The organism is Nitrospira sp. ND1, from assembly GCF_900170025.1.
In the GTDB taxonomy this organism is placed as follows: Bacteria; Nitrospirota; Nitrospiria; order Nitrospirales; family Nitrospiraceae; genus Nitrospira_A.
On sequence record NZ_FWEX01000005.1, the window covers coordinates 222,261 to 244,662 of the forward strand.

Genomic DNA, 22,402 nt, shown 5'->3' on the forward strand with positions numbered 1-22,402 from the left:
GGTGCAAGGCAGCGAAAGTCAAAGTGAAATGGGCCGCTCAGACGTTTGACCCCCTCCCCACCCCTATGCTACCGTTCGCACGAGATTGCTGTTCCGCCTATTCTATCCAATCGCCGGCACGAAAGACCATGTCACCTAACACACAACCGGGCACCTCCCGCACCGTCACCATCGAGGGCATCACCCTGCACCTGGCACAACCCATGACCATGGACCAGGAATGGATCGGGAACCGGGAGATTCTCAAACAGTTGCTGGCCTGCTGGCTGGTGATCGACGAGCGTGACCTGCCGCTGTCTCCCCGCATCACCGGCCAACCGGGGATCGGCAAGACCACACTGGCCATGGCTGGAGCCCGCGAACGCAAGCAGGACCTCTACGTATTCCAGTGCACGGCCGACACCCGGCCGGAAGACCTGCTGATCACGCCCGTCCTGGCAGAATCCGGCACCATCAGTTACCACGCCTCGCCGCTGATCACTGCGGTGCTCACAGGCAGCATCTGCGTGCTGGACGAAGGCAACCGCATGAACGAGAAAAGCTGGGCCTCGCTGGCTCCGCTTCTGGATCACCGGCGCTGCGTGGAATCCATCATCGCCGGCATTCTGATCAACGCCCATGCCGAATTCCGCTGCTGCGTGACCATGAACGAAGACGCGTCCACGTATGAGGTGCCCGACTATATTCTCTCGCGCTTGCAGCCGACGCTGGGCATGGGGTTCCCTGCGCGCGAAGACGAACTGGCGATCCTCCGGTATCACCTGCCCTTCGCGCCCGCAGAGATGCTGGCCATGACCGTCGACTTTCTCCAGGAGGCCCACCAGCTCAGTCTCGAATATTCCGTGCGCGACGGCATTCATCTCCTGCAGTACGCGCTGAAGCGTCGCGCGCAGGACCCGACGCACCCGCTGTCGGCCGATGCCGCCTGGCGGGAATCACTGATGAAAGTCCTCGGCGAAGAAGCGCTCGATCTGCCGACTCAGTCACGCCGGCGAAAGCGCGCCCTGGGCGACCAGGCCCTGCCGCAGGGCCTCGGCGATTTCTTTTTCGAAAGCGACGACCCTCTACATCCCGGCCGATAATGGCAGTGTCATCCTCCACCGCCGACTCCGTCTTCCGCCTGTCGCCACGCATCGAACTGTTCCCGCTCCTGCACGGCAGCGGCGATGTCGCTCAGGAAGTGCGCGAGAGGCTCACCGACCGCCGATTCGATTGCCTCGCGGTTCCGCTTCCGCCTTCCTTCGAGCATCCGCTGGAAGAAGCCGTGATGGACCTGCCGACGATCAGCGTGATCGTCCAACCGGAACGCGATCAGGAAGGCGCCGCCACGGTGAACTACGTGCCGGTCGATCCCTGCCAGGCAGTCGTCATGGGGATTCGCGTCGCCATGGGAGAAGGCATCCCCAGGGCCTATATCGATCGCGAAACGGCCGTCGTGGAACCGGTGCCCTTCGTCTCTCCCGATGCCTACGCACTCAAACGCCTCTCCTACGCCACCTTTGCCGCCGCGATGGTACCCACGCTCACGCCGCCTGCGGAGGGCAGTCAACAGCAGGCCCGCATCGCCTGGATGGCGTTTCAACTCCACCAACTCGAAATGGAGTACGAGCAGATTCTCTGCTTGTGCCACTTCGCAGACTGGCCCTGGATTCGTCAGGCCTATCAGCAACGAACCGACTATCAAATCCCGGCGCTCGACTTCGGACGCCCCGAACGGTACCTCGTCGAGCCGGCCTCACTCTATTTTGTCTTGGGTGAACTGCCGTTCCTCACAGAGCTGTATGAGCGACGTCGCGCGACCGTCCATTCGGACCGCCACCTCTCCATCGACGGGATCAAAGAACTCCTGCTCGAAACACGCACAAGGTGGCAGACCGGCCATGACGCGGAGGGGCAAACCGTCCCCACCTGGGTGACACCGCAGTTGCTGCAAGCCTACTTGCAGTATGTGCGGAACCACGCGCTGTTGGATCGGCGATTGACGCCCGACCTCTACACGCTGGTCCTCGCGGCAAAACAGATGGCAGGTGACGACTTCGCGGTTCGCCTCCTCGAAACCGCCAAAAGTTACTCCTATCAAGAGATCGAACAGAGCCACGTCCCTCATCTCTCGGCCGGGCTCGGCCGGTTCGCCCTGCCGGATGAGCAGATCGTGCGGGCGAAGAACCGGCTCCAGGGTACGCCCCTGGCCTGGCGTTCGCTCTCGCTCCGGCCCCGCCCGCCGCGGCGCACGAGCCGGCAGTGGTCCTATCTGTGGAATCCGCATCGACAATGTTCCTGGCCGCCGGAAGATTCCAAGATCGAAAGTTTCCACACCCATGTCCGCGAGCAGGCCAAGGCCATCATCGGGGCCGATCTCGTCAAGAGCGAGAAGTTCACCACCTCGATGAAAGACGGGATCGACATCCGGGAGAGTCTGCGCCATTGGCATCAGCGGCAAAAGCCGGGTCGTCCGCAACGGATGGAGATTTACGTCAAAGAGATTCCCCCCGCGCGCGGGAATGTGGATACGGTGATCTTTCTGTTCGACACCCCCGGCGATCCGGAGCAATACAGCTGGCAGGCCACCTGGTATGCCGAACATGCGCAGGAGTCCACGCTCTGTTTCTATGCGACACCCTTCCTGAACAACATGATCGCACCGGGTATCGGGCAATCGCGCTACGGCGGCGCCCTGTTTATGTTCCCGCCCCGCCCGATCCCCGACATCTGGACCGACGAAGCACTGGGATTTGCCAGGACCCTCGAAGAACGTTTGATTGCGGCCGGAGCAGTCCATTCACGTGAAACGCACGTGGCCCTGGTGACACCGGTTCCACCCAAGGCGCGTTGGAGGCAGATCGCCAGACAATTCGACCGGCGTCTGGTGCCGATTCCGTTGAGCCGGTTTTCAGGACAGATGATCGACCGTCTGCGGCGGTTCCATGTATTGAATGGACACGAGATCCGCAGCTTCGCGGCCCAATTTATTCGTGAGTAACCAGTCCATGCCTCATCAGACAGCCGAGCAACGAATCGCCGATCTTCGTCGTCAAATCCGCCATCACGATCACCTCTATTACACGAAGGACCGGCCGGAGATTTCCGACGCGGAATACGACCGGCTCTTTCGCGAGCTCGTCGACCTCGAAACCGCCCATCCCGACCTGGTCACCGGCGACTCGCCCACCCAACGAGTCGGCGCACCACCGCTGGAGGAACTCACCAAGGTTTCCCACGAGAAACCGATGCTGAGTCTCGATTCGATTACCGATCAGGATGATGTGCGCGCCTTTGATGCGCGGATGAAGCGGGAGCTGGAAACCGACCAGATCGTCTACACGGCGGAACCGAAATTCGATGGCCTGTCGGTGGAACTGGTTTACGACCGGGGCGCCTTCGTTCGTGGCGCGACTCGTGGAGACGGCATGGTCGGCGAAGACGTGACGATCAATTTGCGAACGATCCGCGCGTTGCCGCTACAGCTCGATCCCCAGCCCTCCCTGCCCGCACACCTGGTCGTGCGCGGCGAAGTCTACATGCGTTTGGATGAGTTTCAGGTCCTGAACCGCCGCATGACGGAACGGGGCGAGGAAGCCTTTGCGAACCCGCGCAATGCCGCAGCAGGATCGTTGCGGCAACTGGACAGCCGCATCACCGCGTCGCGACCCTTGACCCTGACCTGTTACGACATCATGGCACTATCCGGCACAGCCCCACCCACCCACTGGGAGGAGTTGGACGCCTTGGCCGCCTGGGGCCTTCCTGTTCCCGAACACCGGCAACGCTGCCGCTCGATCGAGGAAGTCCTCTCGTTCCATGCCGGCACCGATGGGATGCGGGACTCTCTGCCGTTTGAAATCGACGGCATCGTCGTCAAACTCGACCGCCGGACGTGGCAAGACCAGCTTGGCAGCAAATCCCGCAGCCCCCGTTGGGCCATCGCTTACAAGTTTGCACCCCGAAAAGAAATCACGGTCATTCAGGACATCGCCGTCTCGGTCGGTCGCACCGGTACCCTGACGCCGCTGGCCCTGCTGAAGCCGGTGGAGGTCGGAGGTGTCACGATCAGCCGGGCCACCCTCCACAATGCGGATGAGGTCGCGCGAAAAGACGTGCGCGTGGGGGACACCGTCAAGGTGGAACGCGCCGGCGACGTGATCCCCGCCATCGCCGAACGGGTCCCCGTTCCCGGGGAAACGAGACAGGCTCCGTTCGTCATGCCGGACCACTGCCCGGTGTGCGGATCGGCTGTGGCCCGCGAAGGGGCTTACTACTACTGTACCGGCCAGACCGTGTGCGTCGCCCAACTGAAGGGCGCCATTGAACACTTCGCATCCAAGAGCGCGCTGGATATGGACGGGATGGGAAAGAAGACGATCGCCCAACTGGTCGACGTAGGATTGGTCCGCGACCTGGCCGACCTCTACAGCCTCACCAAAGAGCAGCTGCTCAGCCTGGAAGGGTTCGCCGACCGGTCGGCCACTCTGCTGATGGAATCCATAGAACGAAGCAAATCCACCTCTCTCGACCGGCTGTTGATGGGACTGGGAATCAGGCAGGTGGGGCAGCACATCGCCCGCGTCCTGGCCAAACAGTTCGGCACGTTGGCGAAGCTGATGTCGGCGACGCAGGAGGAATTGCTGCAGGTGCGCGAAATCGGCCCGGAGATTTCTACCAGCCTGGCCTCGTTCTTCAGCGAAGAACGGAACCGGGCGGTGATTGCCCGCTTGATCGAACGGGGTCTGACCATCGCTCCACCGTCGTCTGAAATCGCAGCCGGCAGCCAGAGCCTGGCCGGCAAGACGTTCGTCTTTACCGGTGGGCTGGCCAACTACACCCGCGACCAGGCCAAACAATTGGTGGAACAACAGGGGGGACAGGTCTCGTCGAGTGTCAGCAAGAAGACATCGTTTGTGGTGGCAGGGACCGATCCGGGGTCGAAACTGGACCAGGCCCGGAAACTGGGGGTGCGGGTTCTGACGGAAACGGAATTTACCGCTCTAGTGACGCCTGAGTGACCGAGACATGCTCATCGACGATGGGCTCATGCGTGATGGGGTGTTTTTCTTCCTTGTAGATATTGACGCTCTTGATGACCCGCGGGTCCGCCTCATGAATGACCAGGCGACAATTGGCGATATGCACTTCTTCACCGACCTTGGGAATCCTGCCCAGTTCATGCTGCACAAGACCGCTGATCGTCACGGCATCGTCGCCTAAATCCACCTTGAGGAAATCGTTGACCTTCCGAACCTCGGTGCGTCCATGCACCAGGATCTGGTTCTTGCCGATACGCTTGATCAACTCTTCGGTGATATCCGTCTCATCGACGATCTCGCCGACCACCTCTTCCAGCAGGTCTTCCAACGTGACGAGTCCCATCACACCCCCGAACTCGTTGACCACAATCGCCATGTGGCGTTTGTCCAACTGAAACTGCTTCATCAGGTCGTCCGCGGATTTCGTATGCGGGATGAACAGGGCCGGTTGCGCGATGTCGCGAAGCTTCATCTCCGTATGACCCTGGGCCAACGCCGTCAGCGCCTTGGTCTTGTAAAGAATCCCGATAATGTTATCCAGCGTGCCTTCGTATAACGGGATACGCGAATACTTGGACTTGAACAGGAGTTCCTTCGCTTCGCGCAGATACTGATTGCAGTCGAGCGAGAACATGTAGATGCGCGGGGTCATGCAGTCTTCGGCCGTGATGTCCTTCAGCTGGAAGACGTTCTTGATCATCTTCACTTCCTGTGCCTCGATGGCGCCGCTCTTGCTGCTCTGATCCAGCATGATCTTCAGCTCTTCTTCCGTAACGAAGGGCACGTTGAGCCCTTTCCCACCGGTCAGTTTATAGATGAGCGGCACCACGAAGAACATGATCGGCGTGAGCACCTGCTGGGCCGCATAGGCCGGATAGGCCATGTTCAACACCACAGGGACCGAGTATTTGGCCGCCAGGGTCTTGGGCACGAGATCGGCAAACACCAACAGAACAAAGGTCAGAATACCGACCAGCACCGCGAAGGCTTCGCCGAGCACACCTTCCAATCCCTGCCCTCCGAATCGGTTCAGCGCAATAATCGTAGCCAGCGATGCGGTGGCGGTGTCGATCAGTCGATCTCCGACCAGGATGGTCAGCAGGAGGCGTTGCGGATCGGTTCGAAGATGGAGGGCCATCTCCGCCCGCTTGCTGCCCGTATCGGCCAGCGCCCTGAGCTTGGTATCGTTGACGGAGTAGAATCCGACTTCAACAACAGAAATCACCGCGGACAACAGAATGAGGACTATCAGAACGATAATGTCCATACAACCTATCGAGGTTAGAGGTGCAGACTCACGTTGAAGGAGTGATTGGTGGAACCTTGGATCAGTCCGAAGCCTTGGGTTCGAACTGCAAGACTTGCCCTCTGTCGTGAGAAGACGACCAGACCGGGTCCTCTCGGGTCACTTTCATCCATTGCGTATTACAATTAGCACAGGCAGACAGACGCATCAAGCATTACGACACTTCCATGCCGAGCACAATTATTTAGCATATCAGTCATTTAGACCATTTGCCATGCTCCCGCACCCTCAAGGATTCCCCGTAGTCGCCCCCGGCGCATCGTCGCGCACGATGAATGGATCGGTCTCCAATGCCCGTCTCAGATGTGCGGCAGCCTGCTCGGCTGCGGCCTCCGTTTGAAATTGTCCCGCATACACCCGATACCGGCGACCATCCGGAAGATCGACGCCGACGATCTTTGAACCAGGATAGGCACTCCTCAACCGTTCGACCAACGCTCGTGCGTTGGCCGGATCGGCAAAGGAACCGACCTGCACGCGCAACACCCCCATCCCCCCGGCTCGTCCCTCGTAACTGATCACCCGGAGTTCGATCTCATCGGTGCCGCGCCCGACCATCCCTACAGCCTGGGCTCCGGCCAAAGACAGGTCCAGAATTCTCCCGCGCGCAAACGGCCCCCGATCGTTGATCCGCACGGTCACCTGCCGGCCGGTGCTCAGAGATCGCACGACCGCCACCGACCCCAGCGGCAACGTCCGGTGCGCCGCCGTCAATTTATGCATGTCGTAGACTTCACCGTTCGCCGTGCGGTTGCCGTGGAAGCCGGGCCCATACCAGGACGCGCTGCCCCGTTCGATAAACCCCAACGGATAGCCGGGCGGATAAGAAGGACGCGCCGGACTCCAGCCGGAGCAGCCGCTGAGCCATGTGGTGAGGAGAAACGCGAACAGGGGGAGAAGAAGACGGCTGGTGCTTGTCCTCTTCTCCCCCGGCATAAGGCGGATTAGAATTCGTCGAGTGAATGGGTGCGCAGCACCCCGAGGGCTTTGGTCGTGTTCGAAACGGTCAGCACCACGATCGCGCGTTTGCCTTCCCGCGACGGGGTGCAATAGCCGCACTTCACATTGATGCGAGCCCTGGTGAGCGAATCGGCCACCTGTTTCAAGGCGCCGGGCTTATTCTCCAGACTCAAAATCAGGGCGGTCTCTTCACGGAACTTGATCTTGGATTTTCTGAGTGCAATACGAGCCGTATCCACATCCGCCACGATCAATCGCAGCTTCCCGGGGCCGGTGACCTCGGGCGCGGAGAAGGCCTTGATGTTGACTCCCGCAGCCCCGAGCACGGCCGCCACTTCAGCCAGCACTCCAGGCTTACTCTGTCCACTCACCACAAATTGCGTCGTTGTCGGCATGGGCTCCTCTCCCTCTGCTGAGTCAGTTCGTCTCGGATGTTAGCGACTGTATCCATACAGCCACTTCACGCTGGTGCCGCCGATGTTTCTGACGGTATGGGACACTCCGGCCGGAATCAGGATTTCCTCGCCCGGTTCGGGCCTGACACACCGGCCCCCGAATTCCAGTTCCAACCGGCCCTCGACCGGCATCACCAACTCGTCGGCCGCGTGGCGGTAATCCTCCCACACTTGCCCGGGCGGATCAACCCAAAGATCACAACTGAAGCCCCGCGCCCGCCATTCCCGGGCGACTGCCTCCTGATCGACCGTGACCTTGTTGTCCCGCATCCTGCTACACCTTCGCCCAGCGACCTTCCAACTTCTTCATGATCTGCGGCATCGTCGTGTACTCCATGTCGTCGAGGGGCAACCGGTGCGGTTCAAAGGGACCGTGCATCCGTAACACATCGGCGATCCGGTTCGCATCCCGGCGCGCTTCATCATACGACGGATCGTCGAACATATCCCGCGGCCCGACGAGTTTGCCGTCAGCCAATTGAAATCCCAAACAGGCGACGCGCGGAGGCCCATCGAAGCGGGTCGGCGTCGCCTGCTTCACCGAGACCGGCATGAGCGGACCGTAATGCGAACCACGCATCCAGCCCTCGATGATCCAGGGATACCGGAACGGATCGAGCACTTCGCCCACCGCCGGAAAGTTCTGCTGCGCGCGGACGATCATCACGGGATCGTCTTTCCCGACATACTTGCCCGCAATGAGCGAAAGCCGCTCCGTGGACGAGGCCGCCGCAATCGTCCCATCCGCCCGTGAGTACACGTACTTGATCGTGTACTTACCGGGGGAACCGATGAACATCAATATGTCGTAGAGTTCTTCGGGACAATCGAACGAGATCTTCTTGTGCTCGTAGATATCGTGCACTTCGAACCGGAATCCCTGGTGCAGCGTGGGCGCGATGACGAGACCCGCCGTATTGAAGGGATCGGCGAACATCTTATACAGAGGGAGATTCCAGGCACCCGCCGACGTCTTGTCCGCCATGAAAATCAGCACCGGATCGGACTTCCGCTCCACGAATTCCATTTCAGCCACACCCGGCCCCTGCCCGCGGACATTTCCACTGAAGGCATCGGCCAGTAGATCCTGCCCTGCGCCGTAGAGATGCAGCTCCTTCGCGACCGCAGTGCCGGCCTCGAATGTATCCCACGCAAGCCGGTGGATCCCCTCGTGATCGACGCCCTGGCGATGCGTCATGATCAACTGCAGATCATCCCCGCAAGCCGAGACGTGATAATCGACAAGCAACCCGCTGGTCTTCGCTACCGCAAGCTTCTCCTTCGCACAATCCATCAAGGCCGGATGCATGGCCGAATGCCCGACGAACCCGCCGATGTCCGCCTTGATCACACTTAACGTGATGCTCTGTGTGCTCTCCGCTGCCTTCTGTTCAGTCGCCATAATGCACCCCTGGGTGAAGAATGGTTTGAGTTGGTCTCCTCGCCGTAGAGACTCTAGTCCTCGAAGATCTTCATCATGGAATGAGCAAAGGCAATGCCTGGGCGTGGAGAGAGTGGGAAAGTCGAATGTGCGGTGTTTGTCGCTTGAACAGCCGCCGCACGTATCAAACCCGTGGAGAGGCGCTACAATTGGGCGCCGTAGACTGTAGCAGAAGGCAGCAACGGAACAGTCAGAGGTGGCACAGTCCGAAAGGAGGCCGGGAAAGACATTATCGACGAAACGGTAGAATGGACTTTGGCATGAGGATTCTCCGTCCCCAAGATCGGAGGGCGATCGCAGTTACCAATGAGCAGAAGGTTACTGCGCTAGGATGTATGATGCTTTCTGCCGAACCTTTCAACTGCATCCGTGGCGAGTTCTCGAAGAATGTCCCTCCACTGTTGTGTTAGTGATGGTTGATCAAGAACTGGTTGCGCTACGATTGCGCCTCTCTGATCATATTTCGCGTGAACGACGGCATTCCGAAAATCATAGATTGCTGAGCCAAGGAGCTCTCCCTTTGGCTCAGCAATGAGACCTGCCTTAGCCGCACGACGTAGGAGCGAGGTACGCGCAAGTTTGCCAACTAGGCGTATGATTGGTGTTCGCTCATCTCGAGCTATCGTGTTCGCTACCTTCACCAAGAAGTCCCGGTCGGTTAGTTTTCGGTCGTGACGAAGATTGGAGATATTAGTCTCAAGATCGAAGAAGGCGTAAAACTCAAGGATTCGATAGTACTGCACACAGGCAGCCGAATCATCGGATTCGCGACTTGCATGGTATTCAAATCGTAAGGGCTCTAGATCAATCGGTACGGCAGATTGACTGGTTGGCGGCTTCTTATTTTTGTCGGAATCCCAATACTCAATAGGTTCGATACGCATAACTGATGGCTCGATTCTGTACCGGCTACTATACAGCCTCATCGCATTCAGGAAATACGCTTCGGCATACTCGGACGTCACTCCTATTAGCCGGACGCTTGCAAGATCTTGCCACTCACCATGCACATCGTCATCATAGTAACGGTCGAACAAGAATATCCCAAGCGGAGTGATTTCGCCCATGGACACTGCCACAGTTCCAAGCCGGAATGAGCAGTATTCTGGCAAACCTTGGAGAAAGAATTCATGGAATTCCTGGATTGAGTAGCCGGAGTGCCCATGAAAATAGAGCCCCGGGGTATGACGCATTGCTTCGTCGTGCGGTGGATATTCGCGCTTAGTGACCAGGAGTTCGATCCCGATCAGAGGCCATGACACCGTAACCAATCCATCTCCTTCGATTTCATTAAATATAAGATGGCTTTCATCATACGCCGGTGGATCAAACGAGGTAGGTAGGTCAACCATTGATATCACCTCTTACTGGTTCACTACAGTGATCCGTTTGCTCAATACTCGTAATCAGCCATGTATGATGTCGCTCTCAACCCACTCGGACAGTCCTTCATCGTCTAGGCTACTTGGCGATGTTCAGGTCATTCTGACAAGTTCTACTCGTTCCCCATTCTCGGCAAGCACTACACCAATCCTCGCGCATCTCATAGACGGCCAGAAACGGCGAAGGGGATGCAGCCTCAGCTGCATCCCCTTCCCGATTTCTACAGACAGCGCGCTATTTCACTCGCCAAGATTCTTTTGTCGTCCTCTGATACCGAGCTGATTAGCAGGCCTACATTGCATCAAGTTAAACTTAACGGGTTAAATTCGCCTCGGACATTAACCTCGCCACAATGCCTACACGGAACAATCCAATTGCCAGCTTCACGTTTCACATTCGGGCTAAAGCCCACTGGCTTCGCACGTAGGTTGTCCCAGCGGAGAATCGGACGACGACAGTGAAAACAAATGAAAACGCTTTCTCTAGTTCCCACGATCTATCTCCTTTTCTTCTATGAGCAACCGCTCGTTTCTCCGCAGCTCATGCACTTGAGGCAGGTTCCGTTCCGCACCAGCGTGAACTGTTTGCAATTCTGGCAGGGGTCGCCTTCGTAGCCTTTTTCTTTGGCTTCCTGCCGCACCGAAGTGACGGTGACGGTCTCGCGTTTGAGTTCCACCTTGTGCGCGACGCTGCCGGTTCCCGGTCGGTGGCTATGGCCGTTGCCGCCGTTCATGCCGTTGCGTCGCACGGGCAGATGTTCGGTGAGGATCGACGACTTGGCGAGCGCGGTCATGTCCGCTTCTTCATCCACGCATTCCGGATCCTGCTCATCCTTCTTCATCGAATCCATGCGCAGGTCCTCTTCACGCACCTGCGACAGATCGGTCCGCTCAAGATACGTGATCGCGAGTTCGCGGAAGATGTAGTCGATGATCGACGTCGCCATCTTGATGCGATCGTTCAGTTTCACCGGCCCGTTCGGCTCGAAGCGGGTGAACACGAACGCTTCGACGAACTCTTCCAGCGGCACGCCGTGCTGCAGGCCAAGAGAAATGGCGATGGCGAAGTTATTCATCAAACTACGGAAGGCGGCGCCTTCCTTGTGCATATCGAGGAAGATTTCGCCGAGCGTCCCGTCCTCATATTCGCCGGTGCGAAGATAGAGTTTGTGGCCGCCGATGATGGCCTTCTGCGTGTACCCGCTGCGTCGCGCGGGGAGCGACCGACGTTTATGGAGGTAGCGAACCAGCACGCGCTCGGCCACTTTCTCAGCCACGGTCATGACGCTGGGCGACGCCTCCGCGCCCTTGCCGCTGTCGGACGAGGCGTTCAGCGGTTGGCTCAGCTTCGACCCGTCACGATACAGCGCCACGGCCTTGACCATGCTCTTCCACGCGAACAGATACGCCGCCTTCACATCTTCCAACGTGGCATCGGCCGGCATGTTGATGGTCTTGCTGATCGCGCCGCTGATGAACGGTTGCGCCGCCGCCATCATGCGGATATGCGCATCGACGGCGATATATCGCTGACCGATCCGTCCGCAACGATTGGCGCAATCGAAGATCGGCAGGTGCTCGAGCTTGAGGTGGGGCGCGCCCTCGACCGTCATGGTGCCGCAGCAATAATCGTTCGCGGCCGCCACATCTTCCTGGGTAAAGCCCAGGTGCTTGAGCATGTTGAAGGTCGGGTCCGCCAGCTGCGCATCGCTGATGCCCAGTTTCTGCCGGCAGAAGTCTTCTCCCAACGTGTACTTATTAAAAACGAACTGGATTTCGAACGCCTGCGCCAACGACCCTTCCAGCCGATCCAGCGCCGCATCGTCGAAGCCCTTTTGACGCAGCACTTCGTGATTGATGAAGGGTGCGCCTTTCAAGGTTTGATGTCCCGCGCAATAGGCCCCGATGTCCCTGATCTGGGCATCGGTGTACCCGAGCGCCTGCAAGGCCGGCGGCAGACTCTGGTTGATGATCTTGAAGTACCCGCCACCCGCCAGTTTCTTGAACTTGACCAATGCGAAATCCGGTTCGATGCCGGTCGTGTCGCAATCCATGACCAGTCCGATCGTGCCGGTCGGAGCGATGACGGTCACCTGCGCGTTGCGGAATCCATAGGCCGCGCCCAATTCCAAGGCGCGATCCCAGGCGCGTCGCGCCGCCAGCAACATGGCCGGCGGACAATGCTCCGGCTGAATCGAGGTCGGCAGAATCGTGAGGCCTTCATACTCTTCATGCGCCGCGCTGTACGCCGCCCGCCGGTGGTTCCGGATGACGCGCAACATCGATTCACGGTTCTTGTTATAGCTCGGGAACGGGCCGATCTCCGCCGCCATTTCCGCCGAGGTCGCGTACGACTCGCCGGTCATGATCGCCGTGATGGCGCCGCAGATCGCCGTCGCTTTCGGTGAATCGTAGGGAATGCTCTGCTTCATAAGGATGGTGCCGAGGTTGGCATACCCCAATCCAAGCGTCCGGTACTCATAACTCTTCTGCGCGATCGCGCGACTGGGGAACGAGGCCATCAATACGCTGATTTCCAGCGCCACGGTCCACAAACGCACCGCATGGCGGAACGAATCCAGGTCGAACTCCCCTTCCACATTAAAAAACTTGGACAGGTTCAACGAGGCCAGGTTGCACGCCGTGTCGTCCAGAAACATGTATTCGGAACAGGGGTTGGAGGCGTTGATCCGCCCGTCTTCAGGGCAGGTGTGCCACTCATTGATCGTCGTATCGTATTGGGTCCCGGGATCGGCGCAGATCCAGGCCGCCCAGGCGATCTTGTCCCAGAGGTCCCGGGCCTTGACCGTCTTGCTGATCTTGCCGTCGATCCGGCGGCGCAATTCCCAGTCGCCATCCCGCTCCAATGCGTCGAAGAACCCGTTCGGGATTCGCACGCTGTTGTTGGAGTTTTGCCCCGAGACCGTCTGGTAGGCCTTGCCGTCCCAGTTGGTGTCGTACTCGTGAAAAACAAAATGCGTGTAGCCCTGCTTCGCGTAGTCGAACATGCGATGGATATAGGCCTCCGGCACCATATCGCGCCGGGCCGCCGTCACGGCATCACGCAGTACCTGGTTCTTCTTCATGTCCAGTTCGATTTGGCCCAATCCCTGCGCATCCACCAGCAGGCAGGCCTTGAGCACAGCATTGAGCCGTTGCGCGCAAATCTTGGAGCCGGTGACCATAGCGGCCACCTTCTGCTCTTCGACGACTTTCCAATCGATGAACTCTTCGATATCCGGGTGGTCGAGGTCCAGACAGACCATCTTGGCTGCGCGCCTGGTCGTCCCGCCGGACTTGATCGCCCCGGCCGCACGATCGCCGATCTTCAGGAACGACATGAGGCCGGACGAGCGGCCGCCGCCCGACAAGGATTCACCGTCTCCGCGCAACCGCGAGAAGTTGGTGCCGGTGCCGGACCCGTATTTGAAGAGCCGCGCCTCACGGACCCAGAGGTCCATGATGCCGTTCTCGTTCACCAGATCGTCTTCAATCGATTGGATAAAGCAGGCGTGCGGCTGCGGATGCTCGAAGGCATTCGTCGCCCGGACGACCTCGCCGGACTTCGGATCGACATAGAAGTGGCCCTGCGCCGGTCCCGAAAGCCCGTAGGCATAGTGCAACCCGGTATTAAACCACTGCGGGCTGTTGGGAGCGGCCATTTGAAAGGCCAGCATGTAGCACATCTCGTCGTAGAACGCGGTCGCATCTTCCGGCGTCTTGAAGTAGCCGTGGTTCTTGCCCCAGAAAGTCCAGCAACCGGCCAGCCGGTTGAACACCTGGCGGGAGTCGCGCTCCCCGCCGAGCACGGGCTTGCCTGCGGCGTCCACCACCGGCGTGCCGTCCTCATGGACTTGCGGGACTCCGGCCTTCCGGAAATATTTTTGCGCCAGAATATCGATTGCCAGTTGCGTCCAATGCTCCGGGATGTCGATATGGTCCAATTTAAACACGGTCGATCCGTCGGGATTGCGGATCTCCGAGGAACGTTTTACGAACGCAAGACCCTCATAGGGGCTCTGCCCACGCTTGGTGAATCTTCGTTCAATCCTCACTGGTTCCTCCTTCGGCAGATGCGAGACGTTCGGTGCAGAGAACGGTCGGCGATGATGTGTCGGGGTGTGATTGAAAAAGACGGTTTCTCAACGGAGTCAATCTCATCCATAACCGCGTTACCTACTAGATATAGTGATCACATTTTTTTGTCAAACAAAATGTTGTGGCACACCTGTGATTAATGGGGATAAGCTGGTGATAGCGCCGACGCCAGATTTGATGCTGGTTTTATTCATTTTTCACAGAGTTATCCACAGCGATCCTGAGGCTGTGGAAGGAGGTTTTTCACAGGGAGGCGAGAAAATTTCTGGCACAGGCTAAAAAGCCAGCCGACCGACCTTTAACGTCGCCTCCTCGACCCCCCGCAAGGGTACAAATTGACCGGCCACACCCAGCACCAATACCGGTTGATCCAATACGTTGGTCTCGAACACACTGAGCAGGCCCCAGTTGTTTCTCGTGGTGTTCGGCCGAACGACGCCCTCCACCAGTTTGGGGCCCTGCGCGCGAAAGACGGCTTTAATGACGTCGCGATCGTGGCGCGGCCCGGACTGGTCCATCTTTTCGATTTCGGCCAACAGGCGGGCTTCGACAAAATGCACATAGGCATCCATCGTGGGATTGGTCGCCGCCAATCCCACGGCAACCAGCAGACTCCCCACCAACCCGGCCAACGTCACATTACTCATCGTCTCCCTTCGTCGAAGGCAGTACGCACAGGCTTCATGTCCGTCGAGACCACAATCTGGCGGTTTGACAGATTGGACCCCGTCCGTTTAGCTTACGCCCGATTTCTGAGGAATGGAACCCTCACCCGGACTTGAGAGCAGCCCCGGCAGGCTTCGGTCTCAACGCCTCGCGGCGGCATTCATGAATGATCCGGGCCGGCTGATTCGATCACACTGGTTCGACGGTAACGGAAGGAGCGCCTATGTTCGTGTGGAGTAAACGCCTGGTGACAGCCCTCCTGGCAGGGTTCGTCCTCCTTATCGGAGTCTTCCTCATTCAGGGAGAGCCGGAATCGGCCAGCGGATTGAAGATTCACACCACGCGCTGGATGGCCGTGAATTACATCGGCCTGCTCGTGTGGATCTTTATCTGGATGTTCGATCAAGCCCGCGTGCGAGGGAAGAACGTGCTGCTCTGGCTGCTGCCGTTCGCGCTGGCGCCGCTCCCGACCCTGATGCTGTTCATTTTGTTTTTACAGAGGAAGGTGAAGTAGGAGGGAGCAACTTAATGACCTGCCCAGGCCCATACTGATCGCAGGATCCAGCTGTCAGCAGGGAACCTCAGCTCCCTCTCTCCCTGCATTAAGCTCCGCATGCTGCGTCACCGGCTTGCGGAGCACCCACAGCAGCCAAAGGCCGGGCAGCGCGGCGAGGAAGGTCACGAAGAAGAAGGGTCCCCACCCGGCGAGCCCTACCAGCTTCGCAGCGGGCCAGCCGAGAAAAACCCGTCCGAGAGCTTCAACGGAAGAGAGCAGGGCAAACTGAGTTGCTGTGTAGCGATGATTGCAGAGCGACATAACCAGCGCCACGAAAGCCGCCGTGCCCATGCCGCCGGTGAGATTTTCGAATCCGACTGCGAACGCCATAACGGCGTAACTCTTCCCCACCCAGGCCAGCCATAAGAACGACAGGTTCGACAGCGCCTGTAACACCCCGAAGACCATCAGCGAACGAAAGAGGCCTAACTGCGGCATCATGCCGCCGCCGATGAACGCGCCCAGAATCGTCGCCCCGATGCCGAAGGCCCGGACCAGGCCGATGTCTTCCGACGAAAATGCCATCCCGCGCAGCAGGAACGAGGTCGTCAATGCGCCGGCGAAGGCGTCGCCCAGTTTGTAGAGGACGATCAATCCCAGCAGCGCCAGCGCCATAGGGCGAGACAAAAATTCGGACAAAGGTCCCCAGACCGCCTCCGACATCGACTGCGGGGCCGCCCTCGCCGCCTCCGGTTCCGGGATCATTAAGATCGTGACAATTCCGAGCGCCATCAACCCGGCCATGCAGAGATAGGCCGAGGACCATCCCAGGCGCGCCGCAACGATCAAGGCCAGCGAACCGGACGCCATCATCGCGATGCGATACCCCATCACCCAGGTGGCCGCGCCCAGCCCCCGCTCATCCGGTTTCAACAAGTCAGTGCGATAGGCGTCAAACACGATATCTTGCGAAGCAGAGAGAAAGGCGACACCCAATGCCAATGCGGCAAAGATCTGGGCGCCCGAGCCTGGACCGATGAAGGCCATTAGCGTCAGTGCCAGTGCAAGACCCGTCTGCGTGACGATCATCCAACCGCGGCGGTGCCCGAGCCAGGGCGGCACGATGCGGTCCATCACCGGGGCCCAGAGAAATTTCAACGTATAGGGAAGGCCGACGTAGGCGAACAGGCCGATCGTGGTCAGGTCCAGACCCGCTTCGGTCAGCCAGGCTTGAAGCGTCCCACCGGTGAGGGCCAGAGGCAACCCGGAGGCAAACCCCAGGGGCAGCATGATGCCGAGACGTGGAGTGAGAACGGCGCGCAGGGTCGCTCTGTTCATGAGATTGAAGGAGACCGGGAGATCACGAGGTGCAGCATACCACCGCCACGCCTCCCCTGCGCATCAGAATCGAGTTTTTTAAGTGAAGTCCGTTACGAGACCGGCTCTGTGCGGAGATAGACGAACCAATAGACCAGCGCGACCAGCACCGTCCCGCCGATGATATTGCCGAGGGTCACCAACACCAGATTGCTCACAGCCCCCATCACGGACAGCGGCGCCGATCCGCCGGCGGCCAGCGCGATGCCCAGCGGCAGAAAAAACATGTTGGCCACGGAATGTTCAAAGCCACAGGCCACAAAGGCCGTGATCGGGAACACAATGGCGAGGATTTTATCCGCCACGCTCCGCGCTCCCATGCATAACCAAACCGCGAGACAGACCAGCACGTTGCACAGGATCCCGCGGGCAAAGGCCGAAACCGGATCCAGCGCGATTTTGCTGCGCGCGATCTGAACCATGGTTTCCCCGACGGCCCCGTCTGCCAATGTCTGCACGCCCGCGAGCAGGACCAGCACCGCCGTCCCGCCGGCGCCGAGCAGGTTCCCCAGATACACCCATACCCAATTCCTCACCACCTGCCGCGTCTGCACACAACCGACGGCCCAGGCCATGGCGATCAGATTATTCCCGGTGAAGAGTTCCGCGCCTCCCACGACCACCAGCACGAGGCCCAGACTGAATGTCACGCCTCCCGCCACGCGCAACAATCCGAACGGCAGCGCCGGACCGCTTTTCCCGGTCGTGATCGTCACCGTGTAGAACAGCGCACCCAACGAAATAAACGCGCCTGCCAGCACGGCTAACGCGATCATGGTCGGCACAGGGGTGGTGACCTTGGCGAGCCCCACCTTGCAGACTCGTGCCGCAATCTCCGGTGGCGGATAGGCGTCGGCAACAGGATTGGTGGCGGCAGGAGTGGGTTCTACGGTCATGTGATCAACATCACACGCATGGGTGTGGAGGGCGTCCCCGCCGGCAGTATCTTCTCGATTCGCACCGTCGAGACTTTATACTCCGGGCATTTCGAACTCTCATCGGCGCTGGAGGAGAGCAACACGTTCAGATCCGTGTCGGGAAAGTGAAAACTCGTGAACAGTTCCCCCGGTTGTACCCGACCGCTGACCATGACGGGCAGCCTGGCTTCGCCGCGCGCGCTCACCAACCGGACGATCTCGCCCTCGCGCAGATCCAACCGGGCTGCATCGGAGGCATGTATTTCCAACACATCGGTATCGACCACCTGCATGATCCCCGTCCGTCTGGTCTGGGCACCGCAATTATAGTGCTGCAGAATACGCCCCGTGATGAGTACCAGCGGATAGGTCTCCGTCGGCGACTCCCCTGGCGGCAGATAATCGACCGCCACAAACTGCGCCTTCCCTTTTGGAAACGATCGCTCGTGCATCAATGAGGTGCCGGGATGCTCCTTCGACGGCACCGGCCACTGCAACCCCTCCGGCGCCTCCAATCGATCATACGACACGCCGGCAAACATCGGCGCCAGCTGCGCAATCTCATCCATGATGGCAGAGGGGTGTCCGTACCACATGGGATAACCCATCCGCGCGGAGACTTCACAGACCACCTGCCAATCGGGCAGGATGCCGTCCGGTGGTTCGACCACTTTTCTGATGCGCTGAATACGCCGCTCCAGATTGGTGAACGTCCCGTCTTTCTCCAGGAAGGAGGCACCCGGGATCACCAGATGCGCCAGCTTCGCCGTCTCACTGAGAAACAGATCCTGCACGATGAGGAACTCCAGATTCTTGAGCGCCGCATGCACCTTCTTGAGGTTCGGGTCCGTCTGGGCCACGTCATATCCGATAATCCAAAGGCTCTTCAGTGTGCCGGCTAACGCCGCATCCCACATATCCGGCGTCTTCATCCCACGCGTCGTCGGCAAGGGCCGCCCCGTTATCGCCAGATGCGCAGCCACCAGTTCGGGATTGTCGAACGGTTGATAGCCGGCAAAATAAGTCGGCAGCGATCCGACATCGCACGCGCCCTGCACATTATTCTGGCCGCGTAACGGGTTGATGCCGGTGCCCGGCTTGCCGATGTTGCCGGTGGCCAATGCCAGATTCACCAGCGCCATCACCCCATGGCTCCCCCAGCGATGTTCGGTCATGCCCAGGCCATGCACCGCCATCGAGCCGCCGCTTGTGGCATACCGGCGCGCCGCTTCGGCAATCAGATGAGCCGGAACACCGGTCACCTTCGACGTGGTCTCCGGCGTGCAGGACTCCACCACCTTCACCCACTCTTCAAAGCCCTGCGTACGGTCGCGCACAAAACCCCGATCGATCAGGCCTTCCTTTACGAGGACGTGCCCGAGTCCGTTCAAGAGCGCCACGTTCGTGCCGGGATGCATTTGCAGGTGGAGATCCGCGAGGCGGGCTAGCTCGGTGCGCCGTGGGTCGATCACGATCAGCGCGGCACCCCGCCGTACGGCCTGTTTGATACGCGCGCCGACCACCGGATGCGATTCCGTGGGATTGGCCCCGACCACCAGGATCAACTTCGCCAGATCCAGTTCCTGAATGGAATTGGTCGCCGCCGACGCGCCGATCGTGTCCATCATGCCGGTCACGGTGGCGCTGTGGCAGACCCGCGCGCAGTTGTCGATATGGTTGCTGCCGACCACGCAGCGCATGAATTTCCCGAACAGATAATTTTCTTCATTCGTGCCGCGGCTCGATGAAATCGTCGCCAGCGCATCAGGCCCGTAGATGTCTTTCAGACGTACCCACTCGTGTGCGATCCGGTCCAACGCGTCGGGCCAGGAGATCTCCACCCACTTATCGCCCTGCCGGAGCAACGGTACGCGCAATCGGTCCGGCGCATAGTTGTACGTCCAACCGAATCGCCCCTTCATGCAGGCGTGACCCTGATTGGACGGGCCGTCATCGGCAGGCACCATGCTCACGACGTTGCCATCGTGCACTCCGGCGTCGAAGGCACAGCCGACACCGCAATAGGCGCAAGTGGTACGCACGGTCCGTTCGGGCGTCCCCTGCTCAGCGACGGTTTTTTCCATCAGGGCCCCGGTGGGACATTCTTTCACGCAGGCACCGCAGGAGACGCAGTTCGAGGAAGCAAACCCGGCCGCCTCCCCGGTTAACGACGCTGCCCCCGCGACCGGCCGGCTCGCAAAGCCGCGATGGAGCATCGTCAACGCATGGGTCCCTTGAATTTCGTCACAGGCGCGCACACAGCGGGCGCAGGAAATACAGGCTGCATTGTCCAAGGTGAAAAAGGGATTGGATCGATCGACGACATCCAGCCGGTGGGAGGGCTGCGGATACCGCACCTGTCGGAGCCCGAGCGACTTGGCCAACCATTGCAGGGATTCCGGAGCCCGATCCCCCGCCGGTTGTTCGGACATATAGAGTTCGAGGATGTTCCGTCGGAGCCGATTCAGCCGCTCGCTCTCCGCGTGGACCACCATGCCCTCGCGGACCGGAGTCGTGCAGGAGGCAGGCAAGCCACTCTGGCCCTCAATCTCGCAGAGACAGAGCCGGCAGGAGCCGAACGGCGCCAAATGGTCCGACGAGCAGAGTCCAGGAATGACAATCCCGGCTTTTTTTGCCGCGCTGTAAATCGTGTCGCCCGGCGACGCCAGCACCAGACGCCCATTAATTTCCAGCTTCACGCGGGTGGCTCCGTATCTCGTCGTTCGTCTCTCGTAGCTCGTGAACAGCGCTTCACGAGAGACGTTTCACATTTCACGAACAACGCCTCACGTCCTCAACTTGCTCCGGAACTCGGCGGAGAAATGTTCGATCGCCGTCAGCACCGGATAGGGCGCGCGCCCGCCGAGGGCGCAGAGACTGGCGACCTTCATCGTGTCACCCAAATCGTGCAACAGCGCCAAGTCCTCGATGGTGCCGCTCCCGGCCTGAATCCGTTCGAGAATTTCACGACCCCGCACCGATCCAATGCGGCAGGGCGTACATTTCCCGCAGGATTCGTCGGCGGTAAACGCCATAAAATGCCGCGCCAAATCCACCATATCGGTCTCGTGGTCGTAGACGACGATGCCTCCGTGTCCTAACACCGCACCGGCCTTCGCGAATGCGTCGTAACAAATCGGAATGTCCATCTGGGAGGCCGGAAAGAGACTTCCGAGCGGTCCCCCGACCTGCACGGCCTTGAAGCGCGATCCGGGCGCCATGCCTCCGCCGAATTGCTCCAGAACCTGATGCAGACTCAATCCGAACGGCACCTCGACCAACCCGGGATGTTTCACCCTCCCGCCGAGCTGTAATGCCATGGTGCCGCGCGACTGCTCCGTGCCGAGCGCCGCATGCCAGGCGCCGCCGCGCGAAAGAATGTTCGGGATGGTCGCAAAGGTCAGCACGTTGCTGACGATCGTCGGTCGTCCATACAGGCCGGACTGTGCCGGATAGGGAGGTCTCGCCCGTACCACGCCCCTCTTCCCTTCCAGCGACTCCAGGAGCGCCGTTTCCTCTCCACAGACATACGAACCGGCACCTTCCACCACTTCGATTGAAAACGGTTCGCCGTCCAACTCCAACAACTCCGCTTCATCCGCCTTCTGAATGGCTGCCCGCAACGTCTTCGCAGCCGCCGGATACTCCTGCCGGCAGTACACGTATCCGCGGCCGGCCCCGATGGCTCTCGCGCAGATCAACATCCCTTCCAGCAACCGGAACGGATCGCCTTCCAGAATCATCCGGTCGCAGTAGGTTCCCGCGTCGCCTTCGTCGGCGTTGGCGACCACGTACTTTTGGTCGGCCCGCGCCTGTTGCGCCACCTTCCACTTGTTCCAGACCGGGAATGCCGCGCCGCCACGGCCACGCAACTGCGACACCTGCAGTTCTTCGATGATCGCATCCGGGCCGATCCGTAAGGCCGTCTCCAGGCCGGACAGACCGCCGCGCGCCTGATATTCATCGAGCGCCAACGGCTCCGTCTCGCCGAAGTCGGCAAACGTGAACCTGGTTTGCTGAGCAAGAAAGGGAATGGATCGCACCGGAGTGCCATCTGTGCCGGATAGAATGAGCGGTAAATCCTGGGCTGTGACATTGAACCAGGCGACGCGGCCGGCGGGGCTATCGCGCTCCACCATCGGTTCAAGATAGAACGCGCCGCGCGAGGAGATGCGAATGAGTTGGACCTCGGGATGTTCCGACCAGGCGTCGGCCAGCACACCGGCCCCCGCGGCCCGTGCCGACGTATCGTTGGACAGGTAGAGTCTGGTGACCGTACGCAT

16 protein-coding genes are annotated in these 22,402 nt (G+C 59.8%); 4 read left to right on the top strand and 12 right to left on the bottom strand.

The window, feature by feature from the left end:
• Positions 1–128 precede the first annotated feature (128 nt).
• Genes NSND_RS01165 through ligA form a run of 3 tightly spaced genes read left to right on the top strand, consistent with a single transcriptional unit; the run spans position 129 to position 5,000 of the window.
• Entirely contained in the window at positions 129–1,082 is a 954-nt protein-coding gene (locus NSND_RS01165; protein ID WP_080877223.1) for an AAA family ATPase, read from the top strand.
• Positions 1,082–2,980 carry a hypothetical protein gene (locus tag NSND_RS01170; RefSeq protein WP_080877224.1) on the top strand — a complete coding sequence of 633 codons (1,899 nt, stop codon included), beginning with the start codon at positions 1,082–1,084 and terminating at the stop codon, positions 2,978–2,980. The genes NSND_RS01165 and NSND_RS01170 overlap by 1 nt, the downstream gene beginning before the upstream one ends.
• A gap of 7 nt (positions 2,981–2,987) precedes the next feature.
• A complete protein-coding gene (gene ligA / locus NSND_RS01175) occupies positions 2,988–5,000 on the top strand; it encodes an NAD-dependent DNA ligase LigA (protein WP_080877225.1) in 2,013 nt (670 codons plus the stop codon).
• On the opposite strand, the gene NSND_RS01180 is transcribed toward ligA, so the two are convergent.
• The 8 genes from NSND_RS01180 to NSND_RS01215 all read right to left on the bottom strand — a co-directional run bounded on the left by NSND_RS01180 (position 4,975) and on the right by NSND_RS01215 (position 15,310).
• A complete protein-coding gene (locus NSND_RS01180; protein ID WP_080877226.1) occupies positions 4,975–6,288 on the bottom strand; it encodes a hemolysin family protein in 1,314 nt (437 codons plus the stop codon). The two genes, ligA and NSND_RS01180, sit on opposite strands and share 26 nt — an antisense overlap.
• Positions 6,289–6,555: 267 nt before the next feature.
• On the bottom strand, positions 6,556–7,263 hold the full coding sequence (locus NSND_RS01185) for an SPOR domain-containing protein (RefSeq protein ID WP_080877227.1): 708 nt from the start codon (positions 7,261–7,263) through the stop codon (positions 6,556–6,558).
• Between the two features lie 8 nt (positions 7,264–7,271).
• Complete coding sequence (locus NSND_RS01190; RefSeq protein WP_080877228.1) at positions 7,272–7,682, bottom strand: ACT domain-containing protein; 411 nt, start codon at positions 7,680–7,682, stop codon at positions 7,272–7,274.
• 39 nt (positions 7,683–7,721) lie between these two features.
• Positions 7,722–8,012, bottom strand: a complete 291-nt coding sequence (locus tag NSND_RS01195; protein ID WP_080877229.1) for a cupin domain-containing protein — start codon at positions 8,010–8,012, stop codon at positions 7,722–7,724.
• Positions 8,013–8,016: 4 nt separating this feature from the next.
• Positions 8,017–9,144 (bottom strand): fructose-1,6-bisphosphate aldolase/phosphatase, encoded by a 1,128-nt coding sequence (fbp, locus tag NSND_RS01200; RefSeq protein WP_080877230.1) that lies wholly within the window; start codon positions 9,142–9,144, stop codon positions 8,017–8,019.
• A gap of 365 nt (positions 9,145–9,509) precedes the next feature.
• Positions 9,510–10,535 carry a hypothetical protein gene (locus tag NSND_RS01205; RefSeq protein ID WP_080877231.1) on the bottom strand — a complete coding sequence of 342 codons (1,026 nt, stop codon included), beginning with the start codon at positions 10,533–10,535 and terminating at the stop codon, positions 9,510–9,512.
• Between the two features lie 542 nt (positions 10,536–11,077).
• A complete protein-coding gene (locus tag NSND_RS01210) occupies positions 11,078–14,620 on the bottom strand; it encodes a vitamin B12-dependent ribonucleotide reductase (RefSeq protein WP_080877232.1) in 3,543 nt (1,180 codons plus the stop codon).
• Between the two features lie 318 nt (positions 14,621–14,938).
• Positions 14,939–15,310, bottom strand: a complete 372-nt coding sequence (locus NSND_RS01215) for a DUF4359 domain-containing protein (RefSeq protein WP_080877233.1) — start codon at positions 15,308–15,310, stop codon at positions 14,939–14,941.
• Between the two features lie 242 nt (positions 15,311–15,552).
• On the opposite strand from NSND_RS01215, the gene NSND_RS01220 reads away from it, so the two are divergent.
• Positions 15,553–15,843 (top strand): hypothetical protein, encoded by a 291-nt coding sequence (locus tag NSND_RS01220; protein WP_080877234.1) that lies wholly within the window; start codon positions 15,553–15,555, stop codon positions 15,841–15,843.
• A gap of 54 nt (positions 15,844–15,897) precedes the next feature.
• On the opposite strand, the gene NSND_RS01225 is transcribed toward NSND_RS01220, so the two are convergent.
• The 4 genes from NSND_RS01225 to NSND_RS01240 form a co-directional block, all read right to left on the bottom strand.
• Entirely contained in the window at positions 15,898–17,163 is a 1,266-nt protein-coding gene (locus NSND_RS01225; protein ID WP_080877235.1) for an AmpG family muropeptide MFS transporter, read from the bottom strand.
• Between the two features lie 92 nt (positions 17,164–17,255).
• On the bottom strand, positions 17,256–18,098 hold the full coding sequence (locus NSND_RS01230; protein WP_080877236.1) for a formate/nitrite transporter family protein: 843 nt from the start codon (positions 18,096–18,098) through the stop codon (positions 17,256–17,258).
• Positions 18,095–20,818, bottom strand: coding sequence for a formate dehydrogenase subunit alpha (fdhF, locus tag NSND_RS01235; protein ID WP_080877237.1), 2,724 nt, complete (start codon positions 20,816–20,818; stop codon positions 18,095–18,097). The genes NSND_RS01230 and fdhF overlap by 4 nt, the downstream gene beginning before the upstream one ends.
• A gap of 87 nt (positions 20,819–20,905) precedes the next feature.
• Positions 20,906–22,402 carry an NADH-ubiquinone oxidoreductase-F iron-sulfur binding region domain-containing protein gene (locus tag NSND_RS01240; RefSeq protein WP_080877238.1) on the bottom strand — a complete coding sequence of 499 codons (1,497 nt, stop codon included), beginning with the start codon at positions 22,400–22,402 and terminating at the stop codon, positions 20,906–20,908.

Coding starts and splice junctions, on each gene's coding strand:
- fbp (WP_080877230.1), bottom strand. CDS start 9,144: ATGGCGACTGAACAGAAGGCAGCGGAGAGCACACAGAGCATCACGTTA.
- NSND_RS01215 (WP_080877233.1), bottom strand. CDS start 15,310: ATGAGTAATGTGACGTTGGCCGGGTTGGTGGGGAGTCTGCTGGTTGCC.
- NSND_RS01180 (WP_080877226.1), bottom strand. CDS start 6,288: ATGGACATTATCGTTCTGATAGTCCTCATTCTGTTGTCCGCGGTGATT.
- NSND_RS01240 (WP_080877238.1), bottom strand. CDS start 22,402: ATGCGTACGGTCACCAGACTCTACCTGTCCAACGATACGTCGGCACGG.
- NSND_RS01185 (WP_080877227.1), bottom strand. CDS start 7,263: ATGCCGGGGGAGAAGAGGACAAGCACCAGCCGTCTTCTTCTCCCCCTG.
- NSND_RS01225 (WP_080877235.1), bottom strand. CDS start 17,163: ATGAACAGAGCGACCCTGCGCGCCGTTCTCACTCCACGTCTCGGCATC.
- NSND_RS01195 (WP_080877229.1), bottom strand. CDS start 8,012: ATGCGGGACAACAAGGTCACGGTCGATCAGGAGGCAGTCGCCCGGGAA.
- NSND_RS01165 (WP_080877223.1), top strand. CDS start 129: ATGTCACCTAACACACAACCGGGCACCTCCCGCACCGTCACCATCGAG.
- ligA (WP_080877225.1), top strand. CDS start 2,988: ATGCCTCATCAGACAGCCGAGCAACGAATCGCCGATCTTCGTCGTCAA.
- NSND_RS01190 (WP_080877228.1), bottom strand. CDS start 7,682: ATGCCGACAACGACGCAATTTGTGGTGAGTGGACAGAGTAAGCCTGGA.
- NSND_RS01220 (WP_080877234.1), top strand. CDS start 15,553: ATGTTCGTGTGGAGTAAACGCCTGGTGACAGCCCTCCTGGCAGGGTTC.
- NSND_RS01230 (WP_080877236.1), bottom strand. CDS start 18,098: ATGACCGTAGAACCCACTCCTGCCGCCACCAATCCTGTTGCCGACGCC.
- NSND_RS01170 (WP_080877224.1), top strand. CDS start 1,082: ATGGCAGTGTCATCCTCCACCGCCGACTCCGTCTTCCGCCTGTCGCCA.
- NSND_RS01205 (WP_080877231.1), bottom strand. CDS start 10,535: ATGGTTGACCTACCTACCTCGTTTGATCCACCGGCGTATGATGAAAGC.